Source organism: Hoeflea sp. IMCC20628 (assembly GCF_001011155.1).
GTDB lineage: Bacteria > Pseudomonadota > Alphaproteobacteria > Rhizobiales > Rhizobiaceae > Hoeflea.
Genome location: NZ_CP011479.1, coordinates 400169 through 420750, shown reverse-complemented (window position 1 = coordinate 420750; position 20582 = coordinate 400169). Strand labels below are relative to the sequence as shown.

The 20582-nt window shown below is 58.7% G+C and carries 18 protein-coding genes; 13 read left to right on the top strand and 5 right to left on the bottom strand.

Going from position 1 to position 20582, the window contains the following annotated elements; all coding sequences use genetic code 11:
* The first annotated feature begins 128 nt into the window (after positions 1 to 128).
* From ykgO to IMCC20628_RS01905, 3 genes are all read left to right on the top strand, one after another.
* A complete protein-coding gene (gene ykgO / locus IMCC20628_RS01915; protein WP_047028792.1) occupies positions 129 to 254 on the top strand; it encodes a type B 50S ribosomal protein L36 in 126 nt (41 codons plus the stop codon).
* A 70-nt stretch (positions 255 to 324) separates the two neighbouring features.
* On the top strand, positions 325 to 936 hold the full coding sequence (locus IMCC20628_RS01910; RefSeq protein ID WP_047028791.1) for a hypothetical protein: 612 nt from the start codon (positions 325 to 327) through the stop codon (positions 934 to 936).
* 117 nt (positions 937 to 1053) lie between these two features.
* The gene (locus tag IMCC20628_RS01905; RefSeq protein WP_047032178.1) at positions 1054 to 2085 is read left to right on the top strand and encodes an alpha/beta hydrolase; all 1032 of its coding nucleotides are present in this window, start codon (positions 1054 to 1056) and stop codon (positions 2083 to 2085) included.
* Positions 2086 to 2111: 26 nt separating this feature from the next.
* Here IMCC20628_RS01905 and pyk read toward each other — a convergent pair whose 3' ends face one another.
* Together pyk and IMCC20628_RS01895 are read right to left on the bottom strand one after the other, a co-directional pair.
* Positions 2112 to 3551: a pyruvate kinase gene (pyk, locus tag IMCC20628_RS01900; protein ID WP_047028790.1), complete on the bottom strand. Its 1440-nt coding sequence runs from the start codon at positions 3549 to 3551 to the stop codon at positions 2112 to 2114.
* The gene (locus tag IMCC20628_RS01895) at positions 3551 to 4021 is read right to left on the bottom strand and encodes a DUF1036 domain-containing protein (RefSeq protein ID WP_047028789.1); all 471 of its coding nucleotides are present in this window, start codon (positions 4019 to 4021) and stop codon (positions 3551 to 3553) included. The genes pyk and IMCC20628_RS01895 overlap by 1 nt, the downstream gene beginning before the upstream one ends.
* A 226-nt stretch (positions 4022 to 4247) precedes the next feature.
* Here IMCC20628_RS01895 and IMCC20628_RS01890 point away from each other — a divergent pair, with 226 nt between their 5' ends.
* Complete coding sequence (locus IMCC20628_RS01890) at positions 4248 to 5030, top strand: N-formylglutamate amidohydrolase (RefSeq protein WP_047028788.1); 783 nt, start codon at positions 4248 to 4250, stop codon at positions 5028 to 5030.
* A 137-nt stretch (positions 5031 to 5167) separates the two neighbouring features.
* Entirely contained in the window at positions 5168 to 5434 is a 267-nt protein-coding gene (locus IMCC20628_RS01885) for a DUF2312 domain-containing protein (RefSeq protein WP_047028787.1), read from the top strand.
* Positions 5435 to 5564: 130 nt separating this feature from the next.
* Here IMCC20628_RS01885 and IMCC20628_RS01880 read toward each other — a convergent pair whose 3' ends face one another.
* Together IMCC20628_RS01880 and IMCC20628_RS01875 are read right to left on the bottom strand one after the other, a co-directional pair.
* Positions 5565 to 7373, bottom strand: a complete 1809-nt coding sequence (locus IMCC20628_RS01880; RefSeq protein WP_245307860.1) for a DUF882 domain-containing protein — start codon at positions 7371 to 7373, stop codon at positions 5565 to 5567.
* 188 nt (positions 7374 to 7561) lie between these two features.
* Positions 7562 to 9100 carry a sigma-54 dependent transcriptional regulator gene (locus tag IMCC20628_RS01875; protein WP_047028786.1) on the bottom strand — a complete coding sequence of 513 codons (1539 nt, stop codon included), beginning with the start codon at positions 9098 to 9100 and terminating at the stop codon, positions 7562 to 7564.
* Between the two features lie 170 nt (positions 9101 to 9270).
* On the opposite strand from IMCC20628_RS01875, the gene IMCC20628_RS01870 reads away from it, so the two are divergent.
* From IMCC20628_RS01870 to IMCC20628_RS01835, 8 genes are all read left to right on the top strand, one after another.
* Positions 9271 to 11118: a M3 family oligoendopeptidase gene (locus IMCC20628_RS01870; RefSeq protein WP_047028785.1), complete on the top strand. Its 1848-nt coding sequence runs from the start codon at positions 9271 to 9273 to the stop codon at positions 11116 to 11118.
* Between the two features lie 95 nt (positions 11119 to 11213).
* A complete protein-coding gene (locus IMCC20628_RS01865) occupies positions 11214 to 12665 on the top strand; it encodes a homospermidine synthase (protein ID WP_047028784.1) in 1452 nt (483 codons plus the stop codon).
* 134 nt (positions 12666 to 12799) lie between these two features.
* Positions 12800 to 13162, top strand: a complete 363-nt coding sequence (gene omp10 / locus IMCC20628_RS01860; protein ID WP_047028783.1) for an outer membrane lipoprotein Omp10 — start codon at positions 12800 to 12802, stop codon at positions 13160 to 13162.
* A gap of 61 nt (positions 13163 to 13223) precedes the next feature.
* Positions 13224 to 14477, top strand: coding sequence for an AMP-binding protein (locus IMCC20628_RS01855; RefSeq protein WP_047028782.1), 1254 nt, complete (start codon positions 13224 to 13226; stop codon positions 14475 to 14477).
* A gap of 140 nt (positions 14478 to 14617) precedes the next feature.
* Positions 14618 to 16594, top strand: coding sequence for a 5'-nucleotidase C-terminal domain-containing protein (locus IMCC20628_RS01850; RefSeq protein ID WP_047028781.1), 1977 nt, complete (start codon positions 14618 to 14620; stop codon positions 16592 to 16594).
* 153 nt (positions 16595 to 16747) lie between these two features.
* Positions 16748 to 17824, top strand: a complete 1077-nt coding sequence (hemH, locus tag IMCC20628_RS01845) for a ferrochelatase (RefSeq protein WP_245307859.1) — start codon at positions 16748 to 16750, stop codon at positions 17822 to 17824.
* Positions 17825 to 17969: 145 nt separating this feature from the next.
* Positions 17970 to 18998 (top strand): SPFH domain-containing protein, encoded by a 1029-nt coding sequence (locus IMCC20628_RS01840; RefSeq protein WP_047028780.1) that lies wholly within the window; start codon positions 17970 to 17972, stop codon positions 18996 to 18998.
* A complete protein-coding gene (locus IMCC20628_RS01835; RefSeq protein ID WP_047028779.1) occupies positions 18995 to 19450 on the top strand; it encodes an NfeD family protein in 456 nt (151 codons plus the stop codon). Before IMCC20628_RS01840 ends, IMCC20628_RS01835 begins: the two co-directional genes overlap by 4 nt.
* A gap of 22 nt (positions 19451 to 19472) precedes the next feature.
* On the opposite strand, the gene IMCC20628_RS01830 is transcribed toward IMCC20628_RS01835, so the two are convergent.
* On the bottom strand, positions 19473 to 20456 hold the full coding sequence (locus IMCC20628_RS01830; protein ID WP_245307858.1) for a KpsF/GutQ family sugar-phosphate isomerase: 984 nt from the start codon (positions 20454 to 20456) through the stop codon (positions 19473 to 19475).
* Positions 20457 to 20582 lie beyond the last annotated feature (126 nt).

The following is a 20582-nucleotide window of genomic DNA, read 5'->3' as shown; positions in this document are numbered from 1 at the left end:
ACTCCCCCGGAGTTGACAGAAAAAGCCCAAGCGGCTACATGCGTGCAACCGATGAGCGCGTCCCTTGGTGGCGCGTTTTTGTTTGAATGGGCGACGTCGTTCGCCCGCATAACCCGCGGATCAGAATAATGAAGATCAAGAATTCGCTTAAATCGCTCAAAGCACGCCACCGCGACAACCGTCTGGTTCGCCGCAAGGGCCGCGTTTACATCATCAACAAGATGAACCCGCGCTTCAAGGCTCGCCAGGGCTGAAGCAGCAGGTCGCTTGGCGATCACTGAAATTTGCATTTGATCTTTGGCGCAGACGGACTAGTTTTCCGTCATGCGCCATTTTTCATTTTTCAGAATCATTCCCCTGAGCCTTGCTGTGGTCCTGACCGCAGGCACGGCCGGAATGCAGGCATTTGCCCAGGCCAAGCCCGAAGCGCTTAAATCAAGCGTCACGGCCAAACCGGCAGTTACCCTCGACTCCCTGTTTTCAGAGCTCAAACGCACGCGCGACGCCAAGCAGGCCAAGCAAGTCAGCGAACGCATCTGGATGCGCTGGCGTGATTCGGGCAGCGCCACCACAAATCTTCTGGTGCAATGGGCAGACAAGGCCATCGCTGACCGGAAAAATGGGCTGGCGCTCGATCTGCTTGATCAGGCCATCGTGCTGATGCCTGACTTCGCCGAGGGCTGGAACCGTAGAGCCACACTGCATTACATGATGGGCAACTACGGAAAATCCATGGCCGACATCGATCGGGTACTCGCGCTTGAACCGCGCCATTTTGGCGCCATCGCTGGCATGGCCGCCATCCTCTCCGACTCAGGGAATGATGAACTGGAGCTTCGAGCCTGGGAGCAGATGCTTGAAATCTACCCGGCGAATCAGCAGGCGCAGAAAAGGGTCGGAGAACTGGCTGAAAAACTCGCCGGCAGCAAAACCTGATCTCTCCCTGAAACTTTCTTCGTTCAAAACCGTATCGCATGGAAGGTGCCCTGCCCTCGCCTTCAACTTAGACAGCGTCGACCCTTCATGTTGTTCCAAAGACCGATCCTCACCACCATGATCTATGTACTTGCCGCCCTATTGCTGCTGATTGCCGGCCTTGCAGCCTTGACCATAGTCAAGTCACGCGAAATCGAGGCCTCGTATCCCCCTGTTGGCGACATGATCGATGTTGGCGGCTACCGGCTTCACGCCGTGCATATCCCGAGGCCCGACACAGCCGATCTGCCGGCGCTGGTGTTCATTCATGGCGCCAGCGGTAATCTCCGGGATCAGATGATCCCCTTCAGGTTCAAACTCGAAGGCCGCGCCGAGATGCTGTTCATCGACCGCCCTGGCCATGGCTGGTCCGAGCGCGGTGGCGCGGAAAACAACACCCCCGACGGCCAGGCCGACGCCATTGCGCGGGCCATGCGTGCCAAGGGGATATCGAAAGCCATCATCATCGGCCACTCCTTCGGTGGAGCGATCACCGCAAGTCTCGCGCTCGACAAGCCGGAGATGATTGCAGGCCTGGTGTTTCTGGCGCCCGCCACCCATCCCTGGCCCGGCGGCATAGCCTGGTACTACCGCCTGACCAGCATGCCGGCGATCGGTCAACTGTTTGCCAATGTGCTGGCTCTACCGGCTGGGCTGACGCGGCTGGAAAGCGGGTCGGCTTGCGTTTTCGCGCCAAACCCGACGCCCGGTGACTACATCACTGAAACCGCGCCGGGATTGGTGCTCAGGCCAAAGGCGTTTCGTTACAACGCCATCGATGTCTCTAACCTGAAACCCTATCTGGCACGCGTTTCGCCGCGCTACACCGAGATCACGGCTCCAACGGTCATAATCACCGGAGACAGTGATTCCGTTGTGCTGGCCCACATTCACTCTGAAGGATTGGCGCGCGACATTGAGGGCGCGGAACTGATCTGGATCCGCAATCTCGGCCACAAGCCGGATCACGTGACGACAGGGCTTGCGGTGCGCGCCATCGAAAAAGTAGCGGGCCGCGACGTGGATCTGAAAGCCGCTGCCGCACTGGCTGAAGCCGCACTGGTCAATGACCATGCCACCTGTTCCGGCGAAGTTTCCTCCGCCGGATAGGTTGCGCTGCAATAATTATTGTCTGGTCAGATGCCGGTCATTCCGTCAGACCCGATATAGGCAATGCGCAGCATATTGGTCGAACCCGGCGTTCCAAGCGGCACGCCAGCCGAAATGATGATGCGGTCGCCCGGCTTGCCGAATTCTTCGCGGAAGGCGATGCGGCAGGCCCGATCGACCATGTCGTCAAGGTCGGTTGCATCCTGGGTCACCACGCAATGCAGCCCCCAGACGACTGACAACCGTCGCGCGGTCTGGATCACCGGTGACAAGGCTATGACCGGCACATTCGGCCGCTCACGCGCAGCGCGCAGCCCGGTATTACCGGACGAGGTGTAGCAAACGATAGCCGACAGATTGAGCGTTTCGGCGATTTGACGCGCCGCCAGCGAAATAGCATCGGCGCCAGTGGCATCGGGCACCGGGCGCTGGGAATAGATGATGCCTGGATAGTTCGGATCGCGCTCGACCTTGCGGGCAATCGACGCCATCATCGTGACCGCCTCGACCGGATAATCCCCGGCAGCGGATTCAGCCGACAGCATCACCGCATCTGCACCTTCAAAGACAGCGGTGGCGACATCGGAGACTTCGGCGCGCGTCGGAACCGACGCGGAAATCATTGATTCCAGCATCTGGGTCGCAACCACCACCGGCTTGCCGGCCTTGCGGCAGGCGCGGGTGAGCTGTTTCTGGATACCAGGCACTGATTCAACCGGCATTTCCACACCGAGATCACCGCGCGCCACCATCAGTGCGTCTGAGAGTTCAATGATCTCATCAATACGTTCAAGCGCCTGTGGCTTTTCGATCTTTGACATCAGGCCGACACGGCCACGGGTAATCTTTCGGACTTCCGAGACATCTTCAGGTCGCTGAATGAAGGACAGCGCAATCCAGTCGACATCATCGACGGCCAGAATAGCGTCGAGATCTTTTCTGTCTTTCTCGGTCAGAGCTCCGCTTTCCAGCAGTGTATCAGGCAGGCTGACGCCCTTTCTGTCGGAAATCTTGGTGCCATTGACCACTGTGCAAGTGATTGAAGTCTTGTCGGATTTCACGGCAATCAATTGCAGCCGTCCGTCATCAATCAACAAGCGGTGGCCCGTCTGAACCGCTTCCAGAATCTCCGGATGCGGGAGGAACACCCGATTTGAATCGCCCGGAACGTCTTTGTTGTCGAGCGTGAAGGTCTGGCCAGCAACGAGGGTCGCTTCGCCATCAACAAATTTGCCGACTCGCAGTTTAGGGCCCTGCAGGTCGGCGAGAATGCCTATCGGCCGGCCGCACTTTGTTTCCACCGCACGGATGCGACTGACCAGTGTCCGCATCATTTCATGAGTTGAATGGCTCATATTGATGCGAAACAGGTCTGCCCCCGCTTCATGCAATTTTTGGATCATCGCTTCGTCCGACGACGCTGGTCCGAGTGTAGCGAGAATTTTTACATTGCGTAGCCGCTTCATCAATTTTGGCTTTCTGGCGCTTCCGGGGCATCCGACAGCTGGACCATCCAACTTCCTTGCCGTCCGGTATCGTATTCCTTGAAACCCACGCGCTGGAATCCGCGAGCAAAGCAGTCCTCGACGCCAACGATGCGGAATTCATTGTCGGCGACACACATATTGATGTCACCGCCCCAGCGACCACCGCCGCCGGCGTCCTCGGCGTAAAGGTAATAGTATCGCGATCCCATCTGCCCCTCAATCAGAGTGGCACAGGAATTGGCGGGGATTTGCCACCAGCCCTCGGTGACCCAACCTTCCTCCGTGCGGTACCCTATTGCTCCGCCGACCAGGGATTGTGTGCCATTGCACACCCGGAAGTCCGCCCGGGCTTCTGCGACGCCGGCAAGCGTCAACGCCCCGACGGTCAGGGATAGGAGCGCGGCAAATTTGGCGATGGTGAAATGGATTTGTGGCAACTCGCGAAACATCAATTCTGGTCAGTCTCCGCTAATGGCTTGTGGGTTGCTTTTTGCGCCGCGAGGCCGTGAAAGTCAACGAATGGCACAAGCCTAAAGTCAAGCTTCGCGCGCTTTCCCGGCAATTATATGCCTCAGGCGAAGAAAGAACCCTATCGCGGCGGTTGCCCGTGGCTAAAGGCTGTGCAATTGATTCCATCCAGTAGAGCATTTCTCAAACCGAGTTCCCAATTCCGCGATGTCCGGCTTTCAGCCCTTTGAAATCATTCCTGGCGACCCAAGCCGCTCGCTTGTGATCCTCGCCGACCACGCGATGAACCGTTTGCCCGCCGAATATGGCGACCTCGGTCTGCCCGCCGCAGCATTTGCACGCCACATTGCTTATGACATCGGGGTAGAAGCGGTTACCCGCAGTCTTTGCACCCGCCTGGGAATTCCAGCCGTTCTCGGCTGCTTCTCGCGTTTGCTGATCGATCCCAACCGCGGCGAAGATGATCCGACCCTGATCATGAAGCTTTCCGACGGGATGGTGATTCCGGCTAACCATCCGCTTTCCGCCGAAGAGCGCGAGCGCCGTCTCGATCTCTTCCACCGGCCATATCATGATGCCGTTTCCACAGTTATTGCCGAGACGTGGCGCAAATCCGGCAAGCCGCCATTGGTCATATCGATGCATTCCTTCACCCATGCCTGGAAAGGTGTGGCGAGACCCTGGCACGCTGGCGTTCTGTGGGACACCGACCCACGGGCGGCACTTATGTTGATAAATCAGCTGGCCGCAGATCCCGCACTGATCGTCGGCAACAACGAACCCTACGACGGAGCGCTCAAAGGCGACACCATGCACCGGCATTGCTCGATGACCGGCATTGCCCACGCCTTGCTCGAGATCCGCCAGGACCTGATTGGCGACGAGGCCGGCATCGAATCATGGGCCAACCGCCTCGCTCCGATTCTTGCCACGCTCGCCGATGTGCCGGAACTGCACGAAATTGAATTGCACGGTTCCCGCGTGATCTGACGTTCGCGCGCCGGGATCTCCACAGGAATGTGATTATTCAACCTCTATTGTGCAAACGCCCTTGACCCGACGGCCGCGTTTGGGCACTTGAAGCATCTTGCAATTGACCCCTCATCTGTCCTTTCAGGAGTGACCCCATGTCTGATGCCGGCGCCGTCGCCCGCGACCAGCTCCGTTCCTTTGTCGAGCGCATTGAACGGCTGGAAGAAGAAAAGAAAACCATCGCTGACGACATCAAGGATGTCTATGGCGAGGCCAAATCAACCGGCTACGATGTAAAAGTGCTCCGGAAAGTCGTTGCCATCCGCAAGCAGGATGCGAACGACCGGTTGGAGCAGGAAGCCATTCTCGACACCTACCTGCACGCGCTCGGCATGGCTCCGGAGCCGGAAGACGCCAGCTAAGACAGCTCGCACGACTGTGCGCGCTTCAAGACTGTGAAGCCATTATGGCCGCTTGATCAGTTTGATTAAGCGGCCAAATTTTTGGGCATGTCTCGGGGACTGCATCAACTTGCTAGCAAGATCCGGCGGTCTATTTCCCGAATCGGGCAACCGCGATGAAGTTGACCGCAGATCCGGTGAACTCATTGTGCGGAAGATCGCCGCCCGGCGCAAAGGCGTTAGCATAAACAACAGTCGGCGCCGCACGCAGCTGGTTGACGACAAACCGTCGGCCCTTGCCAGGCAGCGTCGTCATCTTGTTCACACGCTCCTGCGACAAGGCCCAATTGGAGATCATGGTATCGGTCAGCTTGGGCTCGGTCCGGACCGCCCGCGGCTGCTGATCGGCCACCGCGCTGGCTGTTGGCCGGTCACCTTTGCGCGACGCAGTCGCTGATATCGATGTTGCTTCAAGGCGCGCCCCGCGCTGGACGGGAACCGGGACCTGCTCCAGAGATGCGACCTCAATCGCAGGGACACGATCACCGGCGCGATCTCCAGGCCTGCGGATCGGCAACGGAACAAAATCATCCCCAGAAGGCAATGAGGCGATCTTTGCCGCTGGGGCGGGAGAAAGCTCAGCCGGTTCAGGCGTCACCGCTGCGGTCTCCGTTTCCTGAACGGGCTGCGGCGCGCTAGAAAGCATGCGGGTTTCGATCAGGTCGGGGACCGGCAGATTCGGGACCGGCAACGCGGCCACTTCCACAACGGGGGTTTCCGGAGCAGGCTTGGGAGCCAGAGCCCGTTCAGCCAGCAATTCCGGGATCGGCGCGCGAATAGACGCCAGATCGATTTTGGCCGGAGGGAGTGTTGCGACGTCCGCATTGGCGGCTGCCGCAAACGCCTCTATTTCAGCCTGTGCAGGCAAGATGGGTTCCGGCGGGGCCAATGCAGCCATCACCACCGGTTGTTCGACTGTAGGACGGGCGACAGGCATCGGGCCCCGAGCAGGAAGCGCGAATGCCAGCTCGGCCGGCGGCGCGTTTTCGGCAGACACGCCGGGCAAGGCCGCGACTTCGGTCTGCTGCGGCGCGGCTTTCGGAACTGGAGCCGCTGCGATTGCTTCGGGTTCTTCGTCCTCGTCACCGCCGCCAAACAGTGCGGCCAGCAATCCGCCTGAGCGCTTTTTGTCGGAGCTGGAATTGCCCCCACTGGTCGACACGATTGCTCCACCGCGACGTTTATAGTCAGCCAGGGCAACCTTGTATCCAGGAAGTGGCTTGCCGTCCGGCGGAAGATGGAGGGTCTTGCCGTCCGGGAAGAGCTTGCTGAGTTCCTGCCGGCTCATACGTGGCCAGGCCCGAACACTCGCCACATCAAGATGGACGAAGGGCGATCCTGATTTTGGATAATAGCCCACGCCACCGCCCTGAACTTTCATGGCAGCGTTACGAAGTGTGGTGAGTTTCACGCCAGGGATATAAAAATCCATCGCCCTGCCGACCATGTGCTGGCTTTTCTTGGCCTGGCCGCCGCGGGTCCGGCGCAGCATGTCATTGGTGGCAGGCGAGCGGTAGGCTGAAATCACATTGATATAGTCGCGCCCACCTACCCTGTTGTAAACTTCCCAGACAAGGTCAAACAGTCGCGGATCCATCTTGGTCGGCTCATTGCGCCGCCAGTCCCGCAGAAAACGGTTGAGTTTGTTCAAGCCAGCCTGATCGTATTTTCCATTGCGTTTGAAAACGATCTCGGCTTTTTCCTTGGTGTGAATGTAATAGAGCTTGAGCGAGCGCGTCTCCGACGACGCGCCGACGGTTGTCGCCAGTCCGGCAGACGCCGCGATCAGCACCAACAAGAAAATCCGCAATACCGCCGACAATACAGCAGTCCGCGACTGGCCCCACAGGCGTACACCCGAAGACCATGTGGCCCATACCAAACCTGAATTCGTTGTCATTATCGCCAAAGCTGTCCCCGAACGCCGGAAAAACCGTGATCAATCACCATCTGGTGACCAAATGCGGTGACACAATGGCAAACCGGCCATGTATCGCTGCTCAGCCTTTTATAGTGAATAATCACTTAACAAGGAATGAAGCAGATCAAACCGGAAACAGGTTTTTTTTAATCCATCAGGATTGTCGCTCAGGCGGCCTCGCGGTCGGGATCATCGGGATTTATCGCGTAGTCCTTGAGCTTGCGGTAGAGCGTTGACCGGCCAATACCGAGGCGGCGGGCGACTTCACTCATCTGTCCGCGATAAAATGACAAGGCGAAGCGGATGAGTTCCTCCTCGACTTCAGCAATCGGACGCACTTCACCCTCCGGCGTCACCGCGTTGACCGCGGGCACACCGGCACCGATGGGTGTTATATGCTCCGGGCTGGCGGCCGGATCGAACGTCGCCAGATCCACGGCCCGGGCTTGCTCCAGTGGGGCTGCCACTGCGGATCGCAATTCAGCCCAAGCGCGAGGTTCTGCCGCACTGTCGGGCACCGAAAGACTGTATCCCGGAACCTGCGCTGCTATCTGCGGGAAAAGATCGACCGTCAGCGTCTCGCCGTCGCACAAGACAATCGCCCGGTGCATGGCGTTTTCCAGCTCGCGTATGTTGCCCGGCCAATCGTGGGCAGTGAGCAACGCCATGGCGTCGGGCGCGACGCTGCGCAGGCGGTTGCCGCCGATCACATCCGAAAACCGCTTGGCGAAATGGCGAACCAGTTGCGGGATGTCTTCCTTGCGCTTGCGCAGCGCCGGAACATGGATCGGGAACACATTGAGCCGGTAATACAGATCCTCCCGGAAACGGCCAGCCTTGACCTCGGCAATCAGATCCTTGTTGGTCGCCGAAATCAGCCGGATATCCACCTTTTTCGACAATCGCGCCCCAACGGTTTCAATCTCGCCCAACTGAACCGCACGCAACAGTTTGACCTGAATTTCCGGAGGCAATTCACCAATTTCGTCGAGAAAGAGCGTGCCGCCATCGGCTTCGGCGAATTTGCCGGCATGACTCTCGGTGGCGCCAGTAAACGCACCCTTCTCGTGGCCGAACAGGATACTCTCAACCAGGTTTTCGGGGATTGCGCCGCAGTTGACAGTCACGAATGGCTTGTTGCGCCTGTTGCTTTCAGCCTGAATGGCATGCGCGATCATTTCCTTGCCCACCCCGGATTCGCCTTCTAGAACGACCGGAATGACGGATGCCGCGGCGCGGCGTCCAAGCGAAATTACCCGCTCCATGGCCGGGCTGGCGGCGACGATATTCTGGAAACCTGCGTCTTTGCGGGAAGGCTTTGGCACTGCGCCGATCCGTGATGTCTTGAGCGCATTGGACAGTGACAATCCCAGTCGCTCCGGGGAAACCGGCTTGACCACAAAGTCAAACGCCCCCGCGCGCATCGCCTTGACCACTGTCTCAATACCGCCCTGGCCGGTCTGGACAATGACGGGCACCGAGATACCGGCCGTGCGCATATGCTCCAGCACTTCCAGGCCACCCATATCGGGCATCATCAGGTCGAGCACGACCACATCAACCGTCTTAGCGGGATCGGTCAGCCGAGCCAGCGCCGTGCGCCCGTCCTGAAACAGTTCTGTCTCATACCCGGAGCGCTCAGCCGCTGCCTTGAGCAAGCGGCGCTGAACCGGATCGTCATCGACTATTAGTACACGATTGGACAAGGGTCTTGTTCCTCACTCCCGATGTTGCGGGCAACGGACTTTCGTCATGACCCAAGGTTGCCAGAAAAGGCTGAAAATGGGATTTCGAGAAATGATTGCATTTTAATCGCCGCTGCCAGTAAAACCGGAATGTCGCTTTGCCTGTCCCGTCATCGAAAGTGAGTGCCCACATGCCGAAATCAATTCTGGACCATGCGCCTGTCCACGCACCCGCGACATCCCGGGGACCGGATGCTGCCTTGGGTCAGTTGCCCGTATGGAATCTCGATGATCTTTACTCAGGGCCGGAAGCGCCCGAATTCAAGTCCGACCTCGCCGAAGCCCTAAGCCGCGCCGAAGCCTTCGAAGCGCGCTGGAAAGGCCGGATCACCCAAGCCGCAATGACCTCCGGAGATGAAGGGTTGGGTGCAGCGATCGAGGCCTATGAACAGCTCGAGGAATTGATGGGCCGGATCATTTCCTACGCCGGACTGGCCTATTTTTCCGACACGTCAGACTCAAAGATCGCCAAATTCTACGGCGATGTGCAAAGCGCGATGACGGACGCCAGCGCACATCTTCTGTTCTTCGCGCTGGAACTCAACCGAATCGAAGACTCGGTAATCGAGGACAGTTTAGGCCGCGACACCCGCGCCGCGCGCTACACTTCCTGGATCCATGATCTCAGGCTCGACCGGCCCTACCAGCTTGAAGACCGCATCGAGCAATTGTTCCATGAAAAGTCGATGACTGGCCACACCGCCTGGAACCGGTTGTTCGACGAGACCATGGGCAGCCTCGAATTCATCATAGACGATGAAAAGCTGCCTCTCGAAAACACGCTGTCTCTGCTGCAGGATGCTGATGGTGCCAAGCGAAAGAAAGCCGGCCAGGCGCTGGCAGCGACGTTCAAGGAAAATTTGCGTACCTTCACCCTGATTACCAACACGCTGGCCAAGGACAAGGAAATCTCCGACCGCTGGCGCGGCTTCGAAGACATCGCCGACAGCCGCCATCTGGCCAACCGGGTCGAACGGCCGGTGGTTGACGCGCTCGCCCAGGCTGTGCGCGAGGCTGCGCCGCGGCTGTCGCATCGTTACTACGCGATGAAAGCCCGCTGGCTTGGCCTTGAAAAGCTCGAGTTCTGGGATCGCAACGCGCCGCTTCCCGAAACACCGCTTGAGACCATTTCCTGGGATGAGGCCAAGAACACGGTGCTGTCCGCCTACCATGGCTTTGCGCCGGAAATGGCCGACATCGCCCGTCGTTTCTTTGACGAACGCTGGATTGATGCACCCAGCCGTCCCGGCAAGATGTCTGGCGCTTTCGCCCATCCGACCGTGCCTTCGGTTCATCCCTATGTGCTGGTCAATTATCTGGGCAAACCGCGCGACGTGATGACGCTGGCTCACGAGCTTGGCCATGGCGTGCATCAAGTATTGGCCGGCGACCAGGGTGCGCTGATGTCCTCGACGCCGCTGACCCTGGCCGAAACCGCCTCGGTATTTGGCGAAATGCTGACCTTCCGCGCCCTGCTCGAGCGCACCTCCGACCGCCGCGAGCGCAAGGCCATGCTGGCCCAGAAGGTCGAGGACATGATCAACACCGTGGTCCGCCAGATCGCGTTTTACGAATTTGAGCGCCGGGTCCACACCGCACGACGCGAAGGCGAACTGACGTCTGAACAACTCGGCAAACTCTGGCTTGACGTTCAATCGGAAAGCCTGGGACCTGCGGTTGAATTGTCAGAGGGATATGAGACATTCTGGGCCTATATCCCGCATTTCATCCACTCGCCATTTTACGTCTATGCCTACGCATTTGGCGATTGCCTGGTCAATTCGCTCTACTCTGTCTACGAAAAGTCTCCCGAAGGATTCCGCGACCGCTATTTCGACATGCTCAAGGCTGGCGGCACCAAGCATCACTCGGAGCTTCTGGCGCCCTTCGGCCTCGATGCCTCCGATCCCGGCTTCTGGAACCAGGGCCTGTCGATGATCGAGGGCATGATCGATGAGCTGGAGGCGATGGACAGCTGAGCCATCTGATTTCGCTTTATTGTAACAGCGAAGTATGATTTACGCCGCCGCTACCGCCGCAGACGGCTGCAGCGCTTGTTAATGGAGCGAATGGCATGACCCAGCAGGATTATCCCGTCTATGGCGACATCACCGGACCGATCGTGATGATCGGGTTCGGATCGATCGGACGCGGCACGTTGCCGCTGATCGAGCGTCACTTCAAGTTCGACAAGAGCCGGATGGTTGTCATCGATCCGCGTGAAGACGCCGGAGACATGGAAATCCTTGCCCAGCACGGCATCAGGCACATCAAGGCCCATGTCACCAAGGACAATTACAAGGACCTTCTGAAACCTCTGCTGACCGAAGGCGAAGGCCAGGGTTTTTGCGTCAATCTCTCCGTTGATACCGGCTCGGTTGATCTGATCAAGCTCTGCCGCAAGCTCGACGTTCTCTACATCGACACGGTGATCGAGCCATGGCTCGGCTTCTACTTCGACAAGAACATGAAAAACTCCGAGCGCACAAACTATGCGCTGCGCGAGACCCTGCGGCACGAGAAGAACAAGAACCCTGGCGGCACCACGGCCGTTTCCACCTGCGGCGCCAACCCAGGCATGGTCTCGTGGTTCGTCAAGCAGGCGCTGGTCAACCTCGCCAACGATCTGAACGTCAAGTTCAAGGAGCCCGACCAGCACGATCGCGAAGGCTGGGCCAAGCTGATGAAGAAAGTGGGCGTCAAGGGCGTGCATATCGCCGAACGCGACACGCAGCTGAGCAAGACGCCAAAGCCGCTCAACGTGTTCTGGAACACATGGTCGGTCGAGGGCTTCATCTCTGAAGGCCTGCAGCCGGCTGAACTCGGCTGGGGCACCCATGAAAAATGGATGCCGAAGAACGCCAAGAAGCACAAGAAAGGCTGCAAGGCCGCAATCTATCTTGAACAACCCGGCGCCAACACCCGCGTGCGGACCTGGTGCCCGACTCCCGGCCCGCAATACGGCTTCCTTGTCACCCACAATGAATCGGTCTCGATTGCCGATTACTTCACGGTCAAGGACAAGAAAGGCGACGTCTCCTATCGCCCGACCTGCCATTACGCCTACCATCCGGCCAATGATGCCGTGCTGTCGCTGGATGAGATGTTCGGAAATGGCGGCACCGCGCAACCAGTGCTGCATGTGCTCGACGAACACGAACTGGTCGAGGGGCTCGATGAGCTCGGCGTGCTGCTCTATGGCCACGACAAGAACGCTTACTGGTATGGCTCGCGCCTGTCGCTGGAAGAAACCCGCCGCCTCGCCCCCTATCAGAACGCCACCGGCATGCAGGTGACGTCGGCTGTTCTGGCCGGCATGGTCTGGGCGCTCGAAAACCCGAAGGCCGGTATCGTCGAGGCCGACGAGGTCGACTACAAGCGCTGCCTCGAAGTGCAATCGCCTTATCTCGGCCCGGTCGAAGGCCACTACACCGACTGGACCCCGTTGACCGGTCGTCCCGGACTGTTCCCGGAAGACATCGACGAGTCCGATCCCTGGCAGTTCCGCAACGTTCTGGTGCGTTAGACTGACCACGAACAACAACACCCGGACCGGCCGTCAGGCCGGCCGGAATGCCGCCGCCTTGCTTTCGCCGTGCTGGCGCGGCATTCTTACATCGTAAGAATCGTATTGATGACAGCTCGAGGGAAGCACGCGCCATGAAACTGCACCGCATCATCGCCATTGGCGCTCTCGCCGGCCTTTTGGCCGCCTGCCAGTCAGCGTCCTACAGCCCGCGCCCGATGGCCGTGCAACCTCAGGGCATAGAAGGCCAGTGGGTTGACCCCAACGGCATCATCTCGAGCTTTTCAGCCGGTCGCTTCGAGACCCGCACAACCGATACCAATTCGCTTCTGGCGGAAGGATCGTATCGTCACGTATCCGACCAGATCGTCGAAATCGAACTGACTTCACTGCTGCGTCAGACCACATCAAGGGTAAATTGCGCACTTGCTGGCCAATCCCAGCTCAACTGCACTTCCTCAACAGGCGCACAGTTCACCTTGGTTCGCCGCATCTAGAACGTTTCGGGGTTGAGTTGAACCGTGACGCGCTCCGGGCAAGCAAGCACAGGCACCAACGATGACCAGCCATTTCGATGATCGTGAAACCCGCACGCCCGACGCGCGCGAGCAGCAAACATTCGAGACCCTGCGGACCCTGCTGAGCCGCAGTCTTGAGCGGCTCCCGGCCCTTGATGCCTGGCTCGGTCATCCCGACCCCGAAAAACTCGTGAACAAGGCGGCCTTGGCGACACTTCCGGTGTTGCGCAAACCCGACTTGATGCAGATGCAGCACGCCAATCCGCCCTTCGGCGGGCTTGCCGATCCGGAGGCCTTGAAGGGCAACCGTGTGTTCATGTCACCGGGACCGGTGTGGGAACCGCAAGGGCTTGGCGTTGATCCCTGGGCTTCGGCCCGCGCGCTGTTTGCTGCAGGCTTCCGGGCTGGTGACATGGTTCACAACAGCCTTGCCTATCACATGACCCCGGGTGGCTTCATTCTCGATGAAGGCGCCCGTGCCCTGGGATGCCTGGTGTTCCCCGCAGGCGTCGGCAATACCGAAGCGCAAGTCGATGCAGCTTCGAAGCTCAAGCCGTCGGGGTTCACCGGTACACCTGATTATCTCAAGACAATTCTCGAAAAGGCCGACGAACTGGGCCGCGACATGTCTTCGATAAAACGGGCGCTGGTCTCTGGCGGCGCGCTGTTTCCATCCCTGCGACAATATTACACTGACCGGCATGTGTCGGTGCTTCAATGCTATGCAACTGCCGATCTGGGAGTTATCGCTTATGAAAGCGCTGACGCCAATGGCGCGCCGCACCCCGGCATGATCGTCAATGAGGATATGATTGTCGAAATCGTCCGCCCCGGGACCAATGATCCCGTCCCCGAAGGCGAAGTCGGCGAACTCGTCGTCACCACGCTAAACCCCGGCTATCCGCTGGTCCGCTTCGGAACCGGAGATTTGTCGGCGATCCTGACTGGCCTGTCGCCCTGCGGCCGGACAGGTCCGCGAATTCAGGGCTGGATGGGCCGCGCCGATCAGCGAACCAAGATCAAAGGCATGTTCGTCGACCCCAAGCAGGTGTCCGAAGTGCTCAAGGCGCACCCTGAAATCGCCCGCGCGCGGCTGGTCGTCGGCCGGTCAGACGATGCCGACACGATGACCCTTATGGCCGAGCCTGTTCCGGGTGCAACACCGGAAGCTGCAGCAATCGAGGCAACTCTGGCTGCCATCACCAAGCTGCGCGGCAAGGTCGAGATCACTCCGCCCGGAAGCCTTCCCAACGATGGCAAGGTAATAGCTGACGAGCGAGATTATTCAGCCTGAAAACAGCCGGATTTCGGGTGATCCTGGCGCTTGGCTCTTGATGTTCACCGCCGATAATGAAACCATCGGGAAAAGTCTGCTGCGTACTCCGAAGTTTGGATTGCCAGTGAACTGGGAACATCGAAACCGGGAGCCATTCCATGAACACACTCATCAAACGCGCGCTTATGTCCGTATCGATACTGGGACTGAGCTCAGGCGCGGCCTTTGCAGATTACACATTGAATATCCTGCACATCAATGACTGGCACAGCCGCATCGAATCCAACAACAAATATGAATCCACCTGCTCTGCAGATGACGAAACCGAAGGCAAGTGCTTCGGTGGCGCGGCTCGACTGGTGACTGCCATCGCCGATCGCCGGCAGGCGCTTGAAGGCGGCAATGTTTTGCTCCTCAACGGTGGCGATAATTTTCAGGGTTCGCTGTTTTACACCACCTACAAGGGCACGGTTGAAGCCGAGTTCCTCAACCAGATGAAATTCGACGCCATGACCGTGGGCAACCATGAGTTCGACGACGGCGAAGATGCGCTGGCCCCCTTCCTCGACGTCATCGAGTTCCCGGTACTGTCCGCCAACGTGGCCGCCAGCGCTTCCTCCAAAGTCGGCGACCGGATCAAGCCTTCGATTGTTCTGGAAGTCGGCGGCGAAAAAATCGGCATCATCGGTGCAGTGACCAACGACACGCCTGATATTGCCTCCCCCGGCCCCAACATCCTGATTGCCGATGACATCCTGTCGATCACAGCCGAAGTCGAAAAGCTCCAGGCCATGGGCGTCAACAAGATCATCGCCCTGACCCATGTCGGTTACGTCCGCGACAAGGAACTGATCGCCCAGATCCCGGGTGTCGACGTGGTCGTCGGCGGCCACTCTCATTCCCTGTTGTCCAACACCGACGACAAGGCTGAAGGCCCCTACCCGACGATGATCGACAATCCCGAGGGCTACAAGGTGCCGGTGACACAAGCCGCCTCCTACTCGAAATACCTCGGCGAGTTCTCGGTGACTTTCGACGACAATGGCGTGGTCAAGGAAGCAAAGGGCGATCCATTGCTGCTCGACAACTCGATTATCCCCGATGAAGGCGTTCTCGCCCGCATCAAGGAACTCGGCGCGCCGATCGAAGAATTGAAAACCACAATTGTTTCGGCATCCACCAAGGATATCGACGGCAGCCGCGACACCTGCCGTGCCGGTGAATGCGAAATGGGCAATCTGGTGGCTGACGCGATGATCGACCGCGTTGCCGATCAGGGCGTCACCATCGCCATTCAGAATGGTGGCGGACTGCGTGCCTCCATTGATTCAGGCGAAATCACCATGGGTGAAGTCCTTGGCGTGCTTCCGTTCCAGAACACGCTGGCAACATTCCAGATGAAGGGTGCCGACATTGTCGCAGCACTCGAAAACGGCGCCAGCCAGATTGAGGAAGGCGGCGGTCGCTTCGCACAGGTGGCAGGCCTTCGCTACACCTTCGACAAGGATGCCGAAGCGGGTTCACGGATTGTCTCCGTCGAGGTCAAAAAGGGTGATGGCTTCGAGCCTATCGATCCGGAAACAGTCTATTCGGTGGCCACCAACAACTATATGCGCGGCGGCGGCGACGGCTATTCCATCTTCAGCACGGCCGGCATGAACGCCTATGACTTCGGCCCCGGTCTTGAACAGGTGGTCGCTGACTATCTTGCCAAGAACAACCCCTACACACCCTACACCGACGGCCGTGTGATGGCCGCCGCAATGAAGCCGATGACCGAAGCAACTCCGGCTGCAGAGGAAGCGGCTCCTGCGGTTGATGCAGAAGCAGCTCCAGCTGAACCAACCATCCAGATTCCCGAGCCGCTGCCTGGCTCGAAGGACCTGACCACCTCCGCACCGATGATTTCCGAGGAAGCCGCGCCGAGCGAAGACGCGACGATGACCAAGGAAGCACCGGCTGACGCAGCAATGACAGGCAAGGAGCACATTGTGGCTTCCGGCGACAACCTGTGGGACCTGGCCAAAACCTATTATGGTGATGCCAATATGTGGAACATGATTGCGGAAGCCAATCCATCGGCGAATCCGAAAAATCTGGTGGTCGGCGAAACGCTGTCCATCCCCGCCAAGTAAGGCAGGTTTCAATCCGACATGTGCAAGGGCCCGGTTTTCCGGGCCCTTTTGCGTTCGTGGAAAGATTGATCTCCGATCCGCAGGTGATTGATTTGTCTGCCCGCGTCTCTATGTTCCCAAACAACACTGATGTAACCCCGCGATACAAACGAAATGGACGCTACCTTGAACACCCGTGTGAACCTGTCTGACGAGGCCAGCCGTGCAGTGGGCAAGCTGCCGCCCGAACATCCGCCAGTCAAAATCCAGAAAGTTGGCGTCCTGCTTGTCAATCTCGGCACGCCCGACGGCACCGATTACAAATCCATGCGGCGCTATCTCAAGGAGTTCCTCACCGACAAACGGGTGATCGAATGGTCGCGCTTCTTCTGGTACCCGATCCTGTTCGGCATCGTGCTCAACACAAGGCCCGGACGGGTCGGCAAAGCCTACGAGACGATCTGGAACAAGGATCTCGACGAAAGCTATCTGCGGACCTATACCCGCAACCAGGCTGACAAACTCGGCGCAACGCTGGCATCACATCCTTCGGTGATGGTCGACTGGGCAATGCGCTACGGCCAGCCGTCAATTCCGGACAAGTTGCAGGCACTCAAGGATGCCGGCTGTGACCGCATCGTGCTGTTTCCGCTGTACCCGCAATATGCCGCTGCCACCACCGCAACCGTCAATGACAAGGCATTTCAGGCCTTGATGGACATGCGCTGGCAGCCTGCACTGAGAACCGTTCCGCCCTATCATGACGATCCGGCTTACATCGACGCAATTGCCCAGTCCATCGAGACCCATATCGCCGGTCTCGACTGGGAACCGGAAATCGTGCTGACGTCCTTCCATGGCATTCCAAAATCCTATTTCCTCAAGGGCGACCCCTATCACTGCCAATGCCTGAAAACCGCGCGACTGGTGCGTGAGCGGCTGGGCTGGCCAAAGGAAAAACTGATGCCGACGTTTCAGTCGCGCTTCGGTCCGGAAGAGTGGCTCCAGCCTTACACCGACAAAACGGTTGAAAAGCTGGCCCAGGATGGCGTGAAGCGCATAGCGGTGATCAATCCCGGCTTCGTGTCCGATTGCCTGGAAACACTTGAGGAAATCGCTGTCGAGGCCGCTGAATCGTTCCATGAGAATGGTGGCGAGAAATTCAGCCATATCCCCTGCCTCAATGATTCCGAGGGCGGAATGAAGGTGATCGAAACCATAGTACGGCGCGAGTTGCAGGGCTGGGTCTGAGCCCGCCTGATCAACGCGCGAAGCCAGCAGTCCGGCGAAATGTGCGAAGATAGTGAGCCCGGCAGATGGATAAGTCTTGCGGGACTGACCAGCGGTGTGGAAAGGTCCGCAAAAATCAGAATTTGAGGCTCAGGAGGTCTAAGGTATGTTGGGACTGGATATTACGGTCATTGTCGTCGTTGTCATTGCAATTCTGGTTCTGTTTTCCGGAATCAAGACCGTGCCACAAGGCTTTGCCTTCACAGTCGAACGGTTTGGCCGCTACACCAAGACGCTGACACCGGGGCTGAACATCATTGTCCCTTTCGTCGACCGCGTCGGCCGCAAGATCAACATCATGGAGCAGGTGCTAGACATCCCCACCCAGGAAGTCATCACCCGTGATAATGCCTCGGTTTCTGCCGACGCGGTTTCGTTTTATCAGGTGCTTAACGCTGCGGAGGCCGCCTATCAGGTTTCAAACCTTGAACAGGCGCTGCTCAACCTGACCATGACCAACATCCGCTCGGTGATGGGATCGATGGATCTTGATGAGCTGCTGTCCAATCGCGACGCCATCAATGACCGATTGCTGAAAGTCGTTGATCAGGCAGCCGCGCCCTGGGGCATCAAGATCACCCGCGTCGAGATTAAGGATATCGCCCCGCCAGTGGATCTGGTCGAAGCCATGGGCCGGCAGATGAAGGCCGAGCGCGAAAAGCGCGCGGATATCCTGGAAGCCGAAGGCTCGCGCAATTCACAGATCTTGCGCGCCGAAGGGGCCAAGCAGTCCGCCATTCTCGAAGCCGAGGGCCGCAGGGACGCTGCGTTCCGTGACGCAGAGGCCCGTGAACGCCTCGCCGAAGCGGAAGCCAAGGCGACGACAATGATGTCGGTCGCCATCTCCGAAGGCGACGTCACCGCAATCAATTACTTCGTCGCGCAGAAATACACCGAAGCGCTTGGACAGATGGCCTCGGCACCCAACCACAAGGTCATCCTGATGCCGCTGGAAGCCTCTTCGTTGATCGGCTCATTGGGCGGCATCGGCGCGATCGCGCAGGAAGTGTTCGGCAAGGATGGCGGTCCGTCAGCGCCCAGCCAGCCCCGTGCGCCTGCCCAGCCGCCGCGTCAGCCCCGCAGCAGCACGATACCAGGCTTTTCAACAGGTTCTGACACGGAGCGGGACGCATGATTGCCGGACTGGCTGCAGAACTAGGTCCATGGACCTGGTGGATTGTCGGCTTGATCCTGCTCGGGCTGGAAATCCTGATCCCGGGCGTTTTCCTGCTCTGGATCGGATTGGCCGCGATTGTGGTCGGAGCAGTATCATTCCCGTTGTGGGGGTCGGAAATCTGGGGCTGGCAATTGCAGCTCCTGGTTTTCGCTGTTCTGGCCATAGCCTTCGCCTTGGTCGGTCGCCGGATCGCGGGATCAAACACTGAAAGCGACCAGCCGATGCTCAACCGCCGCGTTGAAGGCCTTGTCGGCAGAACGGCAACACTGGAAGAGCCCATCGCCGAGGGCAAGGGCCGCATCCGGCTTGATGACACGACCTGGATCGTCCAGGGACCGGACATGCCAGCGGGAGCCCGCGTGCGCATTATTGCGGCTCAGGCGGGCGGTCTGACAGTCGTACCTGCCTGAACCACGTTTTTGGAAACGGGCTTCAGGCCACACCGATCCTGAGAAGATCATGGAAATGCACGATGCCGATCGGAGACAAATTCTGATCAGTCACCATCAGCGCACCGATGGAATTCTTGTTCAAGATGGCCATTGCCGTGCTGGCTAGCGCCGTTGGCGCGATGGTCTTCGGCTGGCTCGTCATGATCACGTCAATCGGCTGATCAACCAGATTTTGCCCCAGATTACGGGCCACGTCCCCATCGGTAACAATGCCGATCAACCGCCCATCCGGCCCGGTAACCCCGACACAACCGAATTTGCACTGTGAAAGCCTCATGATGGCTTTCTGCGCCGGCGTGCCTGACGGTACCAGCGGCACAGATTCGCCTGTATGCATCACATCAGCAACATGTGCCAGCGTCGCACCAAGCTGCCCGCCCGGATGGAAGGCGTGGAAATCGCCGGCGGTAAAGCCCTTGGCTTCCAGCAGTGCAACCGCCAATGCATCGCCCAAGGCCAATTGCATCAGTGTCGATGTGGTCGGCGCCAGGCCATGCGGGCAGGCCTCCTGCTCACGCGGCAGCAGCATCACAATGTCTGCCTCCCGTGCCAGTGTGGATTTGTCACCGGCGGTAAACGCCACCAGCGGTATCTGGAACCGGCGCGAATAGGCAAGAATGCCCTTGAGTTCGGCGCTTTCTCCGGACCAGGACAAGACGATGATCGCATCATCCCGCGCGATCATTCCCAGATCACCATGGTTGGCTTCCGCCGGATGGACAAAATGTGACGGTGTCCCCGTCGAAGCCAGTGTCGCGGCAATCTTCGCGCCTATATGGCCGCTCTTGCCCACACCGGTGACAATCACCCGGCCGGTGATTGCCCCAAGTGCTTCAACCGCTTGCACGAACGGCGCCGCCAGCCCGTTCTCCAGGGCGACAGCGAGCGCATCCAGACCGCTCTTTTCTGTCTGGATGGTACGTCCCGCAGAAAGCAGGATCTCTTGGGTTGGATAGTTTGCCATGATCTTCTTCATATTGCGGGAATATCGCGTTGCCGTGGCTGTGTCCATCAAGCACATGATCAATCGGGCAAAGGGCCGGATGGAAACCTTGCGTTAACCACAAGTGTTTACGGTTTGACAAGATTT